A 14,671-nucleotide genomic window follows, 5' to 3' on the forward strand; every position below is an offset into this window, starting at 1 on the left:
CTCAGCCTCCGTGTCTGCGGTACAGGCCGGCGAGGATTCGTGGCGGAACTCCGCAGTGGTAGAGCAGGCGCAGGCAGAGGTTGCGCAGGGTGCAGCGCAGGATGCCTTCATGCAGCTGACGCCGGGCCGAGGTGCGCACCGGCATGGCCAGGATGCGGATCTTGTGTCCGTGTCTGTGCAGACGGGTCATGAATTCGAGGTCTTCCATGATCGGCACGGGCTGGAATCCGCCCAGCTCTTCGAAGACGTCGCGGCGCACGAAGATGGCCTGATCCCCGTAGGGCACGCGGGTGTGCCGTGAGCGCAGGTTGGCCAGCGCGGTGATGAAGGACAGTCCAGGCGTGCGGGGTTCGTAGCTCAGGCTGAAGGCTCCGCCGGAGACGGACTTGTCGTGCAGGGTCTGGCGGATGAGGCTGAAGGCGTTATCGGGCAGGATGGTGTCGGCGTGCAGAAAAAGCAGGACCTCGCCTCCGGAGGCTAAAGCCCCGAGGTTGAGCTGCACCCCCCTGCCGGGCGGGGAGGACAGCCGTGATACGGCCATGTCGCCGATGCGGGCCAGGGTGTCGGCTTCGGGCGCTCCGTCGACGACCGTTATTTCGACTTCACCGCTTGCCCGTTCGATCTGGATCCGTCGCAGGAGGTCTTCCAGCAGGGCCACGATGCCCTGCTCACGGTAGACCGGGATGACGACGGAGATCTTCATTCCACCACGATGGATTTGCCCAGGCTGCGGCACAGGCACAGGCGCGATGAGCGGACCAGCACCATGAGAGGGCCGCTGGCGTTGGAGATCATCTCGATCTGCGTGCCCGGAGTGATGCCCATGGCCGCGAGCTTGCTGAGGTGACAGCCCTGCGACTTGACCAGGCAGCGGACCACCGCCTTTTCGCCGTCCTTGAGGTCGCAGAGGGTGCGCACCCCGTTTGCCGTGTCTTTGAGTTTGCAGAAAAACATTACCACCCCATCCTCATGCCGAGCTGATACGCGGCCACAGCCAGGACAAATGCAAAGCCCGTGTTGAAAACCACGCTGAAAACTGCCCAGCCCCACGAAGCCTCGCGGGCGATGGCTACAACGGTCACGAAGCAGGGGGAATACAGCAGCACGAAGATCATGAGGCTCACCGCCACGCTGGTGTTCCAGCCTGGAGCCGAGGCGATGCGCGCGGAGAAGGCCTGCGCCTCGTCGTCGCTCAGGGCATGGGCCGTGGCCAGGGTGGAGACGATGACCTCCTTGGCCGCGATCCCTCCCACGAGGGCGATATTGGTCCGCCAGTCGAACCCGGCCCAGGCCGTGACGGGCTCGATGGCGCGTCCCAGTCGTCCGGCCAGGGAGTTGGCCAGGGTCTCTTCCTTGAGATGCAGGTTCATTTCCGAGATGTCGTTTTGCAGTGCCAGACGGATTTCCTCAATCGGTTCCGTAGCCAGACGCCGCTCCAGGGTCTGGATCTGGGACTCGATGGGTGCGGCCGCTTCAGGGGAGAGGGCCGGAAAGGTCATCATGGCCCAGATCAGGACCGATATGGCCAGAATCACCGTGCCGGCCTTTTTGATGTACTGCCAGCCGCGCTCCCAGGTGTGCAGGACCATGCCCATGGTCGTGGGCATGCGGTAGGGCGGAAGCTCCATGACAAAGGGCGTGGACGGTCCGCGAATGACGGACGAGCGCAGCATCTTGGCCACCACGAGGGCCGCTGCCCAGCCGACCAGGGTGATCAGGAACATGACCCTGGCTCCGTGACCCGGAAAGAAGGCCGCCGCGAGCAGGATGAAGACGGGCACCTTGGCGCCGCAGACCATGAAGGGGGCGGTCAGGAGCGTGGCCAATTTCTCCTTGGGGCTCCTGAGGGTGCGCGCGGCCATGACGCCGGGCACGGCGCAGCCTCCGGGGATGCCCCCGGAGATGATGAAGGGCACCACCGAGCTGCCGTGCAGTCCGAAGATGCGAAAGACCCGGTCCAGCATGTAGGCCATGCGCGCCATGTATCCGGAATCCTCAAGAAAAGTGATGCCAAGGAACATGATCAGGATGAGCGGGACAAAACCCAGCACGCCGCCGACGCCGGCAATGATTCCGTCCACGACCAGCGATCTGGTCAGACCCGGGGGCATCTGCATGGCCAGGGCGGAGAGCCACTCGAAAAAGGATTCGACCCAGCCCATGGGAACCTGGCCGATGGCGAAGGTCAGGCTGAAGAGGCCGTAAAGGATGCCGAGCATGATGATCGGCCCCGCCAGTTGATGGGTTAGCACGCTGTCGATCTTGTCCGACAGGTCGGCGCGGCCCTGCAGGTCGGGCTGGATGGTCAGCACGCCCTGGCGCAGGATGGATGAAATATAGCCGTAGCGGTAGTCGGCGACGATGAATTCGGGCTGGGTCTTGAGCGTCTTCTCGCAGTGCCGGGCGACATTATCGGCCATGTCGCGCATGTCGCGGTGCAACTCGAAATCGGCCTCGAAAAGCTGGCGCACGACCAGGTCGTTTTCCAGAAACTTGAGAGCCAGCCAGCGTGGGGGATAGGTCTTGGTCAGAAAATCCCGGGCTTCGATCAGATCCGTCATTTCCTTGAGCACGGGATCGAGGTCCGGTCCGTAGGAGATGTGCAGCGGTTGCCAGGCTTTTTGCGGGTGGTTCATGGCCGCGTCCAGGGCTTCGCGGACACCCTTGTCGGAGCGCGCCACGGTGCGCACGACAGGCACGTTCATGAGGCTGGCCAGACGGTCCGAGTCGATGCGCATGCCCTTGGCTTCCAGGGCGTCGACCATGTTCAGGGCCACGGTCACGGGGATGCCGATCTCCAGGAACTGCACGGTCAGGTACAGGTTGCGCTCCAGGCTGGTGGCGTCGAGGACGTTGATGACGCCCTGGGGCCGCTCGTGAATGAGAAAATCCCGGGCCACAAGCTCTTCCTGGGAATAGGCGGTCAGGGAGTAGGTGCCGGGCAGGTCCACCACGCGGGTAAGGCCGTGCGGGGTGTCGACGTACCCTTCCTTCTTTTCCACGGTGATGCCCGGATAATTGCCGACATGTTGCCGCGAGCCGGTCAGGGCGTTGAAAAGGGTGGTCTTGCCTGCATTGGGGTTGCCGGCCAGGGCGATGGTTGCAATGACGGGTTCAGACAAGTTCGGCATCCGGGAGTTCGACGGTGATGAAATCGGCTTCGCTGTTGCGCAGGGTCAGGGTGAAGCCCTTGAGCCGCAGGGCCACGGGATCTTTGAGCGGAGCCCGGCCGATGACGGTGATTTCCGTGCCGGGTACAAGGCCCATGTCGCGGATACGGCGGCCAAGCTCTCCTTGCGCGCCGATGGTCCTTATGATGCCGTGTTGATCCACGCGCATTTCACGCAAATTGACAATGGTAGGCACAGGCTCTCCTTGATGCGGTCTTTCGGGCTCGTGTTCGAGACCGAGAGACAATATTTAGTACGTCTAATTTGTCAAGCGTTGCAGGGCGTCCCTTAGCCGTGAAATGAGTTCAACAGCCGGTAATCGCGAGGGATTTTGGAAGTCCGGTCGTGTGTTCCATGGGACTTTGCATCGCATGCATGAGGATTTCAGGATGTTTTCGAACGCGGCTCGGAACTGTCCAGACATTTGTCGTCCAGTCGTTCAAGACAGGACTTGATGCACTCGGAGCAGTTGGTGCATGTCCCGCGTTCGTTGCAGGATCGGGTGAATGCCTCCAGCCAGTCCTTGCCCGTGCGCGGGCAGGTCATGATGAAGCGGGCGAACTTGGTCAGGGTCTCCAGGCTCTCGTCGTCGATGTGGTGTTCGAGCTTGCAGGCCGTGTCCTCCGCCACTTCGGGACGGATCTGCAGGAAGGTGTGCAGGAAGTCGTAGAGTACCTTGTGGCGGTGCACGATGCGTGTGGCGGTGCGGAATCCTTCAGGAGTAAGGGTTACCGAACTATACGGCTGGTAATTGATCAGCCCGCGCTGGGAAAGTTTTTGCAGCGCGTTGGTGACGGAAGCCCTCTGCACACCCATGGCGTCCGCGATATCCTTGGCACGGGCCTCGGAATTGAGGGATTCCAGGGAAAATATGACTTCGAGATAGTCTTCCAGATTGGAGGACATGTGGTCCATGGTGTAGTCCTTTTGCTGTTGCGAAAAATGTTAGATAAGACTACAAATTTCGCGCGCAAGAGGCAAGGAGAAGATGGGTCGGAAAAAGACGTGGAACCAAAGCTCTTTTCAGATAATCAAAAAAAAAGTAACCTGCATGGATCGATACGGCTTGAACATCCAGGAGAGAAATTTGTCAAATACACCGCTGCTTTCCATTGAAGAGACGCTGGAGCGCATGTCCGGGGATCGGGACCTTCTGACCAGTCTTTTTCAGCTCTACATGGATGACGCCCCCCGAAAACTCCACAGCCTGGACGAGTACGCAAGTCAAGGCGACTTCTATCAGGTGGAGCGCACCGCGCATTCCCTGAAGGGCGCTTCGGCCACCGTGGGGGCGGCCCGGCTCTGTCAGCTCGCCGCCGAACTGGAGCAGGCCGCCAAGGCCGGATCGCAGGCGAGTATGGATCTTTTGCGTTCAGAGCTGGGCCTGGCCTGCGACCAGACCCTTGAATCCATGCGCGAGTTCTGCGCCGGAGCCTGATCCGGATCTAGCCGCCTGACCTCAGGCCAAGTCGGGCATGGTGAACATGCCGTCTTCATAAATGACCGTTTTCTTGCCATCCCGCAGGAAAGCGGTCACTTTTTTGGGTTCGGTGTTGACCAGATCCCAATGCAGGGCCGAATCGTTGAAGCCTAGTTCTTTCTTGCGTTCATCCGTCAGTTCCGCCGGATCTCCGGCGTAGGTGTCGGCATAGGATGCTCCCACCGCGACATGGCAGTTGCCGTGCTCTCCGCCGAAATTTTCATCAAAAAGCGTGTGCGCCATGAAGGCGTTGATGGGTGAAAAGCGTTTGTCGGTCAGTGAAAATTCCCCAAGCCTGCACGCGCCGGGGTCCATTTCCAGCTGCGAGCGAACGAACTCTTCACCTTGATCCGCCTTGATCACCCGGGCCATGCCCTGGGAAAATTCCAGGGTCACGCCGCTGACCAGGTTGCCGCTGCGGTAGGAGGGCTGGTCGGCGTGGTAGGTGCCTTCGGTCAGGCGGCAGTCCGGGGAGATGAACAGTTCGAAGCTTGGGATGTTGTGCCCCGAGATGCCGATCCAGCAGCGGGACTCGCCGGGATGGACCTTGAGGTCCGTGGATGCGGACTGCACGTGGTAGTGGTCCACGTCCATGCCGTTCAGCCACGCCTTGACGCCGTGGGCCTGACGGAAAATCCCCTCCCAGGTGGCCACGGGATCGGCCTCGTCCAGGTAGGAGGCGCGGATGATCTGGGCCGCGTAATCCTCCGGGGTGAGCCCTGCGTTTTCGGCCAGGGCCGGGGTGGGCATGAGGCAGAGCGTCCAGCCGAACTGGCGGGTGGCCTCGCGTTTGTCCAGGATGTCGCGCAGATATTTGCGGGCCAGGGAGAAGGTGGCGATCTTGGTCGGCGGGATGTCCCGGAGGTGCGTGATGGAGTCCGGGGCAAGCAGGGAAACCAGGCCGCCGAGGCGTTCATAGAGTTCGCGGTCTCCTGGGACGACAAAGGAGAGCTGCTCCTGTTCGGCGAGGCTGAAATAGCCTTTCTCCAGAGCGCTCGGGGGGCTCATGCGCAGTACGGGATTGAGCCCCTGCGCAAGGATCAGGGCCTGCATCTTTTCAGCCAGGGGCAGGGCCGCAAGGTCCGTACGCACAAGAACTATGTCTCCCGGGGCAAATGGTGTGACACGGGCTTTCTGCATGCCCCAGAAAAGGACTTTCGCGTATTTTTCGAGCTGGATATCATTCAGCATGGTATTCTCCTTGAGGCCGGGCGATGCAGCCCAGGCTGGTGGTCAGTCGGTGGTGTTCGGTTTCGTCGAAGACGAAATCGTCCATGGGTGGAAGGCCTTGCTGTCTGCGCCAGGACTGGTGCAGGCTGTGATAGCTCTTGTCGATGGCGTGGCCGGGATCGAGGCCCATCTCCTGCGCGATGGTTCCGATGGACTCGGGATGCGCCTCGATTTCAAGAAAATGGCCGAAGGGCAGGATGTCCAGAAAGACAAGACCCTGCGGGAGTTCCCACACGGAGCGGAATTTTTCGTAGCGCAGGCGTGGCGCATAGCCAAGCCCGCGCAGTATGGAGTCCATGGCAAGCGGGTCCTGGACTAAGCTCTCGCGCTCGATGCGGCTTTTGATTCCGTTTGTCTTGGGGCCGGGGGCGGGCTCCTTGAAGGTCAGGGTCGAGGTCAGGGCGCGGCGCAGGCGCAGCAGGCGTCCGGATGCGGCCAGTTCGCCGCCTCGGTCGTAAACGGTGTTGGACTCGAAATGCCATGGCGTGCGCAGGCGGCCAAGCTCCCGCAGGCGGGGCTCCATGTCCCGGCAGTCGCCGAGCCTGAATTTGGCCTCGTGCTCGATGCTCACGCCGTTCACCAGAAGATCCAGAGCACGACCGGAGCCAGGGCCAGGCGATACCAGGCGAAGGAACGCAGGGTCAGGCGTCCCAGCAGCGCGATGAAGACCTTGACCGCGAGCCAGGCCGAGACGAAGGACACGGCAAAGCCGACGCCCAGGATCAGAAAATCGTCAGGGCTGAACAGACGCCAGCTTTTGAGCATGTCGTAGCCCGTGGCCGCGAACATGATGGGCACGGCGGCGACAAAGGAGTACTCGGCGGCGGTGCGGCGCTCGGCGCCCAGGATCATGCCGCCCATGATCGTCGCGGCGGAACGCGAAAAACCGGGCCACAGGGCCAGGCACTGAAAGCAGCCGATGCCCAGGGCCAGGGTCGGGGTTATCGCGTCGAGTCCTTTGACCTGGTTTTTGGCGGGCATTCTTTCAACCAAGAGAATGGCCACAGCCCCGACCGCCAGGGCAAAGGCCACGGTGACCGGGGAAAAAAGATGCTCCTTGATGGCCGAGTGGGCGAAGAGCCCGAACAGGGCCGCCGGCAGCGAGGTCAGAAAAAGCAGGACCAGGCCGCGCATGCCGCTGAAAGGACGCTCGTTGGGGCGCACAAGGCCCCAGAAGGTCGGCCAGTAGAGGGCGACCACGGCCAGTATCGCGCCAAGCTGGATGACGATGCTGAAGGTCTCGGCCTTGGGGCCGGTGAAATCGAGCAGGTGGCCCGCGATGATCAGATGGCCGGTGGAGGAGACGGGCAGAAATTCGGTCAGGCCTTCGACGATGCCCAGGATGATGGCGTTCAGGTATGATGTCATGTGATTTCGGGGATGAAAGTGAAAAGGCAGTCCTACTCACGGGCGACAGAGGGGTCAATACCGCCTTGCCCGGAGGGAATCCATCGGCTATCCTTTTTGCCTTGCTGCCGGGGCTATTCCCGCCCTGGTCAATTTTTCGACCGCAATGGAGACAGACGTGCGCGCACTGCGATTCTACAAGGCCGTTCCGGGCGGCAACCCGACCATCCTGATCCTTGATTCCGTGGACCCGCTGGAACGTGCTTCGGTGGCCCGCACCCTCATGGGCGCCGGGCACATACAGGCCGAACAGGTCGGATTTCTGGATCTTGCGGCCGATCCGGTGCGCCTCGACATGATGGGCGGCGAATTCTGCGGCAACGCCTGTCGGGCGGCCGCTGCGGTCATGGCCCGTGAACAGGTGGGGCTGACCCGGAGCAAGGATGATTTGTGTGGGGAGCTCATGGTGTCGGGCGTTGACCGGCCTGTGGCGCTGCGGGTCGCTGCTGACGGGGGCGAGTGTTGGGTCGAGATGCCGCTGCCGGAAATATGTGCCGAAGACGGCAAGGGCGGGGTTTCGGAGCTGGAGCCGGGCATCGGGCTGGTGCGTCTGCCGGGCATAACGCATCTGTGTCTTGACGAGGAGCTGCATCCGTTTGCCGAGAATTTCGAGTATGCCTGCGCTGCCCTGCGGGCGCGCTACGGTCTGGATGCGGAAGCCGTGGGCTGCATCTGGTACCGGACCTGTCCGGTGTGCGCCATCAAGCCCGTGGTCTGGGTGCGGTCCACCGCATCCACGCATTACGAGACGGGTTGCGGTTCCGGAAGCCTGGCCCTTGCCCTGTGGCTGGGGCGTGGGCAAAATTTTCCCACCGACCTGCGGGTCACGCAGCCCAGCGGCGGCGAGATCGGAGTACGTGTGGGCGTTGACGGCCCCGGTGCCTGGATTTTCGGCCCCGTGGCCCTGGTCGCCAGGGGCGAGGCCTTCCTCTAGCTATCTCTTCATCTGGATGGCCGTCTGCACGACCTGATCACCCGTGGTGATGACCTTGCTGTTGGCGTCGAAGCCTTTCTGGGTGATGATCATGTTCACAAATTCGGTTCCCAGATCGACGTTGGAACTTTCCAGACTGCTGGTGATGACGCTGCCGAGCCTGCCTTCACCGGCCCAGCCAAGAGAGACGGCTCCGGAGTCCTTGGTGGCGGAAAAAAGGTTTCCGCCTTCGCGAAAGAGCCCCTGCGGATTGATGAAATCGGCCATGGGGATCTTGTAGAGGCTCTGATTCTGGCCATTGGAGAAATAGCCGACGAGCACCCCTTCGGTGTCCACGCTGACCGACTGCAGGAATCCGCGTTCGTACCCGTTCTGGGATTGATAAAGAGTACTCGAACCGGAGTTGAAATTGGTGGTGGCGAGGATCTGTCTGTCCGCGTTCAGCAGTGACGGCAAGTCCGAGGTCGCCGTGCCCAGATCGGCCATGGTGCTCACTCCGGCCGGAAGATTCCAGCCTGAATTCGAGCGCAGCCCCATGTCGAAAGCGCTCGAGATGGGCTCCGCCCCCACCAGGCTTGCGTTCAGGACAGGGTAGCCGTCTTCGGAAAGGCCTACGGGGACCCAGCTGCTCTTGTCGTCGGAGGAGCCCTCGAAGGCGCTCATGTTCAAAAGCTCGCCCGATGCAGTGAAGGTCAGGGTTCCGGCCATGAGCACGCCTTTCTTGGTGTCCAGACCGGAGGCGTCCTCGGCGGGTGGGACGGTGACCAGAAATTCCCACATGCGGTTGCCGTTGGCGACGCTCGTGCCGTCCTCGACGGGGTCGAAGAAGGCCCTGACCACATGCGCGTTGCCGTCGGAATCGAAGACCTTCATGGCTGACTCGTACGAGTAGGCCCCCGAGTCCAGAGGCTCAAGCTGCGTGGCATCCCAGCTGTCGAACAGGGCCGTGAACGGGCTGGTGGAACTGGCGCTTCGCTCCAGCGAGGAAGAATCCAGGTTGATCATCATGCGCATTTCCGTGGTCGCCTCGGGTTCCGAGACGGGGCCTCCGCCGTCCTGCATGTCCAGGCGGATGTCCGTGATGGGAGCGCCTGTCGCGGGCGGGATGACCGGGGCGGTGTCCAGGATCGATTCGGCAGGCATCCGGTAGCCCTGCAGGATGTTTCCCTGCGGGTCGCGCAGGTAGCCTTCAGCGTCGAAGCGGAAGTTGCCGGCCCTTGTGTATCGCTGATCGCTGCTTCCGTCGGCCGAGACGATGAAAAATCCCCTGCCGCTGATGGAGATGTCCGTGGCCGTGTTGGTCGGCTCCAGCGACCCCAGGGACATGTCGTACAGAATCGAGCTGACTCCGACGCCTTGGCCGACCTGATTGCCGACGCTGGCCGAGCCCATCTGCTGGCTCATGAGGGTGTTGAAGATCATGTGCGAAGATTTGAAACCAACCGTGTTCACGTTGGCTATGTTGTCGGAAATGACAGCCATGTTCTTCTGCTGGGCCATGATCCCCGTGGTGCCGATATAAAGGGAAGAGGAGATACCCATGAATGCCTCCGGGACTGAAAGAATGCGTGACCGATCAGGCAGATTTTTCCCGCCTGCCTTGCAGAGTGCAGGAATAGTTCCATGGACGCGGCTCTTGCTCGGGGCAATGATCCTTGCCTGGGCTTGCGTGGCCTTTGCGGGCGACCTGCCCGCCCTGTATGCGCCGGGACATCCGGGCTGGAAGGAGAAGGAATTCGCGGGGCGCACCGTCTACACGCCGCTGCAAAAGGAGAAGCTGCTGCTGGCCGAAAGCAACGGCACGGCCTCGGGGCTTTTTTTCGAGCATTCCGTCGATCTTCGCGACACGCCCTGGCTCAACTGGTCCTGGAAGGTGGAGAATGTGCTCTCGGGCATCAACGAGCGCGAAAAAGCCGGGGATGACTATCCGGCCAGAATCTATGTGGTGGCCAAGGGGGCCTGGCCTTCTGGAAGACAAGGGCGCTGACCTACGTCTGGGCCAGCACCGAGCCCAGGGGCAGCATGTGGCCCAATGCCTTCACCTCGAACGCGCACATGATCGCGGTGCAGAGCGGCGAAAGCGCTCTAGGCGGGATGATGACCGAGAAACGCAACATCCGCGACGATTGGAAACTGGCTTTCGGCGAGGATATCGAAGAAATCGACGCCGTGGCCATCATGACCGATACGGACAATTCCGGGCAGTGGGCCCGTGCCTGGTACGGGCAGCCCCGGTTTTCGGCCCGCTAGTTCCGGACGCACCAAAAAAAGAGCCCTCTCCGCATGCCGTGGAGAGGGCTCTTTTTGTTTGAGATATGAACGCGGGCCTACATGGCCATGAGGCGCGCCACCCGGTCCTCGGTCGCGGGGTGGGTGGAAAAGAGGCTGGCCATCTTTGACGCGCTGAGCGGATTGACGATGAACATGTGCGAGGTGGCCTGGGTGGCTTCCTGCATGGGCGCGCCGGATGCGGCCTGCTGCAGCTTCACGAGCGCTCGGGCCAGGGCCTTGGGGTTGCCGCACATTTTCGCGCCGCCCTCGTCGGCCATGAATTCACGCGAGCGTGACACGGCCATCTGGATGAGCATGGCCGCGATGGGGGCGATGATGGCCATGGCCAGGCTGCCGAGCACGCTGCCGCCGCCTTCCTCGTCGTCGCTACGGCCCATGCCGAAGATGGCCGCCCACTGGAGCATGCTGCCGAGCATGGAGATGGCTCCGGCGATGGTCGCAGCGATGGTCGCGATGAGGGTGTCGCGGTTCATGACGTGAGTCAGTTCATGGGCCATGACCCCTTCAAGCTCCTCGCGCGAGAGGATGCGCATGATGCCCGTGGTGGCGGCCACGGCGGCATTTTGCGGATTGCGCCCGGTAGCGAAGGCGTTGGGGCTGTCCGAGGGGATGACGTAGACCTTGGGCATGGGCATGCCAGCCTTGCGTGCCAGGTTTTCCACGATGCCGTAGAAATCCGGGCTGTCGGCACGGGTCACTTCGCGGGCCTTGTACATCTTGAGGACGATCTTGTCCGAATTCCAGTAGGCAAAGAAGTTCATGCCGCCGGCAATGAGAAAGGCGATCATCATCCCGGACTTGCCGCCGATGGCACCGCCCATGGCGACAAGCAGCAACGTCAGCAGGGTCAAGAGAAACGTGGTCTTGAGCAGGTTCATTTTTTTTCTCCGTTTAAATCCGGGGTAAAGAAAAAGACCTTTACCCGTGTTCATGTGGATAAAGGTCTGGCTGATCTCGAACTGTGTCGGATTCCCGGGTCCGGGCCTTGAAGCCGTACTGACGAACCACGGGGCGGCTGCCGGGATGGCCTGGGAACCGCTAGCTACTCCCCTTTGAAGAGCGTAAATTAAGTACCGGGCCAAAGGGTGTCAAGAGCCGCAGGGCGATGCTTTACAGGGCGCGAGAAAGTCATGACCGAGGCGCTATTGATTCTTTTCATCCCCGTTTGTTTCGATGTCGTCGTTGTCCCCGTTGCACTCGCAGTGGTCGTGGGCCTTGCGGTCCTCCTCTTCTCGGATGACCCGGCGCAGAACCTTGCCGACAATGCTCTTGGGCAGCTCGTCCCGGAATTCGACCTGTTTCGGGACCTTGAAGTTGGCCAGTTTTTCCTTGCAGAAGGCGACAACTTCGGCCTTGGTCAGGGTCTGGCCTTCGTGCAGCACGATGTAGGCCTTGATGATCTCGCCACGGGTCTTGTGCGTGATGCCGACGCTGACCGCCTCCTTGATGGCCGGGTGCTCGTGCAGGACTTCGTCGATCTCGCGCGGATAGACGTTGTATCCGCCGGTGATGATCAGATCCTTCTTGCGGTCGACGATGAAGAAATAGCCTTCCTCGTCCATGTAGGCGATGTCGCCGGTATAGAGCCAGCCGTTGCGCAGCACGCTGGCCGTCTCGTCGGGGCGTTTCCAGTAGCCCTGCATGACCTGCGGGCCGCGTATGACGAGCTCGCCGATCTTGCCCACGGGCAGGGGCAGGGAGCCCACTTCCATGTCCACGATGGCGGCGTCGGTGTCGGGAAAGGGCAGGCCGATGGAGCCGTTCTTGCTGTTGCCGCGCAGGGGGTTCAGATGCGTGATGGGCGAGGCTTCGGTCAGACCGAAGCCCTCGATGATGTTGGCCCCGTTGCTCAGGGTGTTGAATTTCTCCATGACCGGCACGGGCATGGGCGCGGAGCCGGAGATACAATAGCGCACCGAGGACAGGTCGTATTTGTGCAGGTTCTTCTGCTGGAGTAGCGCGATGAAGATCGAGGGCGCGCAGGGAAAGATGGTCGGCCTTTTTTTATGGATGGTCTTGAGCACGTCCAGAGGCACGAACTTGGCCATGGGTACCAGCGTCGCGCCAATGAGGGTGCCGAAATTGACGCAGACGGTCAGTCCGTAGATGTGGAAAAAGGGCAAAAGGCCGAGCATGACTTCGCCCGAGTCCTTGATGCTATGCAGGATGGCCCTGGCCTGCTGGGCGTTGTAGCCAAGGTTGGCGTGGGTCAGCATGACGCCCTTGGACACGCCCGTGGTGCCGCCCGTGTACTGCAGCGCGGCCAGGTCCGTGACCGGATCGACCGGATGCGGCGCTTCGATGGTGGCCCTTTTCAGCAGGCCTTTCCAGGGCAGCACGTGCGAATTGTCGTAGGGGATGGGTCCGAGCTTGTATTCGCGTTTGGACTTGAAGGTGTAGAGCGTGTTCAGTGGAAAATTCAGGCAGTCGGCGATGGAAGTCACGAAGATGCGTCGCAGATGCAGCCTTGAGCGCAGGGCGTCCACGCGTTTCCAGAGCAGGTTCAGGGTGATGAGTGTCTTGGCTTCGGAATCGTTGAAGTGGTGGAGCAGCTCCTTTTCCATGTAGAGCGGGTTGGTCATGACCACCACGGCCCCGATCTTGAGGCAGGCCCAGTAGCTGATGACCGTCTGCGGGCAGTTGGGCAGCATGATGGCCACCCGTTCACCGGGCTTGACCCCGGCCTTCTTCAGGTTGGCGGCGGCAAGATCCACGAGGCGCTTGAGCTTTTTGTAGCTCACGCTCCAGTTGTTGAAAACGATGGCTTGGCGGTCCGGGTAGCTGGCCGCCGCATGCTCCAGGATTTCAAAAAGCGGAACGGTTTCATAGTCCAGGTTCGGACTGACTTCCTGATCGTAGTGTTTGAGCCAGAGCCTGTTTATCCCCTCTTCAATCATGTGCCCCCCGTCGGCTGTGAAGTGTGAGGGATGTCCTACAGTTCTCCGCGTATTGGCGCAAGTCTCGCAGGCCGTGGACGGCGCGAGGATTTCAGGGGCGCTCCAGGATCATGAGCACTTCCATGTGCCAGGTGCCGGGGAACATGTCGAAGAGGGTCAGGGAGGATATGCGCCATCCGGCCGCAAGCAGCGGTTTTGCGTCGCGGATGGTGTTGACCACGTCGCAGGAGACCCAGGCCAGGCGTTCAAGGCTCGGCATGCCGAGGAGGGTGCTGCCGATGCCCTTGGCTCCGGTGCGGGGCGGGTCCAGGATGGCGGCGCGGGGGGCGAAGTCGCCGACCATCTTCCAGGCGGCGGGCCGCGCCAGGTTCGCTTCCCGGAAGGTGACCGAGTCAAGGTTCAGGCGCTTGGCGTTGCGCGTGCCGGTGGTGACGGCCGGGAGGGAGCCTTCCACGGCCAGCACGGTCTTGCCTCGACTGGCCAGTGGCAGGGCGAAGTTTCCCGCTCCGCAGAAGAGGTCGGCGATGCGTTCGAAGCCGTTCAGAGCGTCCACGGTGCTGCGCACCAGGTGCTGGTTCAGCGCCCAGTTTGCCTGGAAGAACGTGCCGGGCGGCAGTTGCAGGGTCAGGCCGAACTCGGGAAAGGAGAAGGGCAGCAGCACGTCGCCCTGTTCCGTTGCGGTCTGTCCTGTGTCCGGGCTGGCCGCGATGGTGAAGCGGCCGTCAGGCAGGGTTTTCGCAAGGTCGGGCATGGCCTTGGCCAGCGGCTCGCACAGGAGCAGGCAGTCGGTCAGGGGTACGAGGTCGTTGCTGGCGTGGCCCATGGCGTGGGGACGGCCCGAGCGGACATGGATCTGGCCGCGCAGGCGGTAGCGCCAGCCTTTCGGACTGGGCACGACGCGAAGCTCGGGGATGTGCAGGCCATGATCCCGGCCAAGGGCGCGGGGCAGGGCGTCGCGCAGGATGTCCGCTTTAAGCTGTGTGCCCGTTTCCGGGGCGACCATGCCGAAGCGCGACCCCCCGCAATCCGCTGCGTGAGGACAGGGATGAACTCCGCGCAGCGGCGAAGGGGTCAGGATTCTCACGGCCTCGGCCTGCAGGAAGTCCTTTGCGGCCTTGGTCACGCGCACGCTCACGACCTCTTCCGGGAGCACGCCGGGTTCGATCATGACCACCTGTCCGGAGTCCAGGCGGGCCAGACCACGTCCGCGCCAGAGGATTTTTTCGATCGTGAGGGTCAGCACATCGCCCATGCTGTTCAT

Annotated in this window: 16 protein-coding genes; 4 read left to right on the forward strand and 12 right to left on the reverse strand. The window is 61.9% G+C overall.

Translation table 11 applies throughout. The features are described 5' to 3' along the window. Nucleotide 1: 1 nt before the first annotated feature. From BMZ24_RS08545 to BMZ24_RS08565, 5 genes are all read right to left on the reverse strand, one after another. Nucleotides 2-703, reverse strand: coding sequence for a TIGR04283 family arsenosugar biosynthesis glycosyltransferase (locus BMZ24_RS08545; RefSeq protein ID WP_092191249.1), 702 nt, complete (start codon nt 701-703; stop codon nt 2-4). Beyond that, entirely contained in the window at nt 700-954 is a 255-nt protein-coding gene (locus BMZ24_RS08550; protein ID WP_092191251.1) for a FeoA family protein, read from the reverse strand. The genes BMZ24_RS08545 and BMZ24_RS08550 overlap by 4 nt, the downstream gene beginning before the upstream one ends. Further along, complete coding sequence (feoB, locus tag BMZ24_RS08555) at nt 954-3,122, reverse strand: ferrous iron transport protein B (protein WP_092191253.1); 2,169 nt, start codon at nt 3,120-3,122, stop codon at nt 954-956. Before feoB ends, BMZ24_RS08550 begins: the two co-directional genes overlap by 1 nt. Beyond that, nucleotides 3,115-3,366 (reverse strand): FeoA family protein, encoded by a 252-nt coding sequence (locus tag BMZ24_RS08560; RefSeq protein WP_092191255.1) that lies wholly within the window; start codon nt 3,364-3,366, stop codon nt 3,115-3,117. The genes feoB and BMZ24_RS08560 overlap by 8 nt, the downstream gene beginning before the upstream one ends. A gap of 188 nt (nt 3,367-3,554) precedes the next feature. Next, nucleotides 3,555-4,085 carry a metal-dependent transcriptional regulator gene (locus BMZ24_RS08565; RefSeq protein WP_092191257.1) on the reverse strand — a complete coding sequence of 177 codons (531 nt, stop codon included), beginning with the start codon at nt 4,083-4,085 and terminating at the stop codon, nt 3,555-3,557. A 172-nt stretch (nt 4,086-4,257) separates the two neighbouring features. On the opposite strand from BMZ24_RS08565, the gene BMZ24_RS08570 reads away from it, so the two are divergent. Beyond that, nucleotides 4,258-4,608 (forward strand): Hpt domain-containing protein, encoded by a 351-nt coding sequence (locus tag BMZ24_RS08570; RefSeq protein WP_161949091.1) that lies wholly within the window; start codon nt 4,258-4,260, stop codon nt 4,606-4,608. A gap of 21 nt (nt 4,609-4,629) precedes the next feature. On the opposite strand, the gene BMZ24_RS08575 is transcribed toward BMZ24_RS08570, so the two are convergent. Genes BMZ24_RS08575 through BMZ24_RS08585 form a run of 3 tightly spaced genes read right to left on the reverse strand, consistent with a single transcriptional unit; the run spans nt 4,630 to nt 7,248 of the window. Continuing rightward, complete coding sequence (locus BMZ24_RS08575; RefSeq protein WP_092191261.1) at nt 4,630-5,841, reverse strand: aminopeptidase; 1,212 nt, start codon at nt 5,839-5,841, stop codon at nt 4,630-4,632. Then, nucleotides 5,831-6,451, reverse strand: a complete 621-nt coding sequence (locus BMZ24_RS08580) for a class IV adenylate cyclase (protein ID WP_143077860.1) — start codon at nt 6,449-6,451, stop codon at nt 5,831-5,833. Before BMZ24_RS08580 ends, BMZ24_RS08575 begins: the two co-directional genes overlap by 11 nt. 5 nt (nt 6,452-6,456) lie before the next feature. Continuing rightward, entirely contained in the window at nt 6,457-7,248 is a 792-nt protein-coding gene (locus BMZ24_RS08585; protein WP_092191266.1) for an undecaprenyl-diphosphate phosphatase, read from the reverse strand. 157 nt (nt 7,249-7,405) lie between these two features. Here BMZ24_RS08585 and BMZ24_RS08590 point away from each other — a divergent pair, with 157 nt between their 5' ends. Then, nucleotides 7,406-8,221 (forward strand): histidine racemase CntK family protein, encoded by an 816-nt coding sequence (locus BMZ24_RS08590; protein WP_244150311.1) that lies wholly within the window; start codon nt 7,406-7,408, stop codon nt 8,219-8,221. Here BMZ24_RS08590 and BMZ24_RS08595 read toward each other — a convergent pair whose 3' ends face one another. Then, nucleotides 8,222-9,763, reverse strand: a complete 1,542-nt coding sequence (locus tag BMZ24_RS08595) for a flagellar hook protein FlgE (RefSeq protein ID WP_092191270.1) — start codon at nt 9,761-9,763, stop codon at nt 8,222-8,224. It lies immediately after the preceding gene. 94 nt (nt 9,764-9,857) lie between these two features. Between BMZ24_RS08595 and BMZ24_RS20415 the strand changes: the two genes are divergently transcribed. Together BMZ24_RS20415 and BMZ24_RS20420 are read left to right on the forward strand one after the other, a co-directional pair. Beyond that, nucleotides 9,858-10,208, forward strand: a complete 351-nt coding sequence (locus tag BMZ24_RS20415; protein WP_208599819.1) for a DUF3047 domain-containing protein — start codon at nt 9,858-9,860, stop codon at nt 10,206-10,208. A gap of 35 nt (nt 10,209-10,243) precedes the next feature. Continuing rightward, nucleotides 10,244-10,471, forward strand: a complete 228-nt coding sequence (locus tag BMZ24_RS20420; RefSeq protein WP_341864725.1) for a DUF3047 domain-containing protein — start codon at nt 10,244-10,246, stop codon at nt 10,469-10,471. A 77-nt stretch (nt 10,472-10,548) separates the two neighbouring features. Here the strand turns inward: BMZ24_RS20420 and htpX are convergent, their stop codons facing one another. The 3 genes from htpX to BMZ24_RS08615 form a co-directional block, all read right to left on the reverse strand. Further along, complete coding sequence (gene htpX / locus BMZ24_RS08605; RefSeq protein ID WP_092191272.1) at nt 10,549-11,391, reverse strand: zinc metalloprotease HtpX; 843 nt, start codon at nt 11,389-11,391, stop codon at nt 10,549-10,551. A 264-nt stretch (nt 11,392-11,655) separates the two neighbouring features. Next, nucleotides 11,656-13,410, reverse strand: coding sequence for a long-chain-fatty-acid--CoA ligase (locus BMZ24_RS08610; RefSeq protein ID WP_092191274.1), 1,755 nt, complete (start codon nt 13,408-13,410; stop codon nt 11,656-11,658). 91 nt (nt 13,411-13,501) lie between these two features. After that, nucleotides 13,502-14,671 (reverse strand): class I SAM-dependent RNA methyltransferase, encoded by a 1,170-nt coding sequence (locus BMZ24_RS08615; protein ID WP_092191276.1) that lies wholly within the window; start codon nt 14,669-14,671, stop codon nt 13,502-13,504.

Source organism: Desulfomicrobium norvegicum, assembly GCF_900114595.1.
GTDB classification, from domain to species: domain Bacteria; phylum Desulfobacterota; class Desulfovibrionia; order Desulfovibrionales; family Desulfomicrobiaceae; genus Desulfomicrobium; species Desulfomicrobium macestii.

What these genes read in the sequence shown, in the direction of transcription:
- BMZ24_RS08595 (WP_092191270.1), bottom strand. Translation starts at nt 9,763, where the DNA reads ATGGGTATCTCCTCTTCCCTTTATATCGGCACCACGGGGATCATGGCC.
- BMZ24_RS08575 (WP_092191261.1), bottom strand. Translation starts at nt 5,841, where the DNA reads ATGCTGAATGATATCCAGCTCGAAAAATACGCGAAAGTCCTTTTCTGG.
- htpX (WP_092191272.1), bottom strand. Translation starts at nt 11,391, where the DNA reads ATGAACCTGCTCAAGACCACGTTTCTCTTGACCCTGCTGACGTTGCTG.
- BMZ24_RS08585 (WP_092191266.1), bottom strand. Translation starts at nt 7,248, where the DNA reads ATGACATCATACCTGAACGCCATCATCCTGGGCATCGTCGAAGGCCTG.
- BMZ24_RS20420 (WP_341864725.1), top strand. Translation starts at nt 10,244, where the DNA reads ATGTGGCCCAATGCCTTCACCTCGAACGCGCACATGATCGCGGTGCAG.
- BMZ24_RS08550 (WP_092191251.1), bottom strand. Translation starts at nt 954, where the DNA reads ATGTTTTTCTGCAAACTCAAAGACACGGCAAACGGGGTGCGCACCCTC.
- BMZ24_RS08565 (WP_092191257.1), bottom strand. Translation starts at nt 4,085, where the DNA reads ATGGACCACATGTCCTCCAATCTGGAAGACTATCTCGAAGTCATATTT.
- BMZ24_RS08610 (WP_092191274.1), bottom strand. Translation starts at nt 13,410, where the DNA reads ATGATTGAAGAGGGGATAAACAGGCTCTGGCTCAAACACTACGATCAG.
- BMZ24_RS08545 (WP_092191249.1), bottom strand. Translation starts at nt 703, where the DNA reads ATGAAGATCTCCGTCGTCATCCCGGTCTACCGTGAGCAGGGCATCGTG.
- BMZ24_RS08615 (WP_092191276.1), bottom strand. Translation starts at nt 14,671, where the DNA reads ATGAACAGCATGGGCGATGTGCTGACCCTCACGATCGAAAAAATCCTC.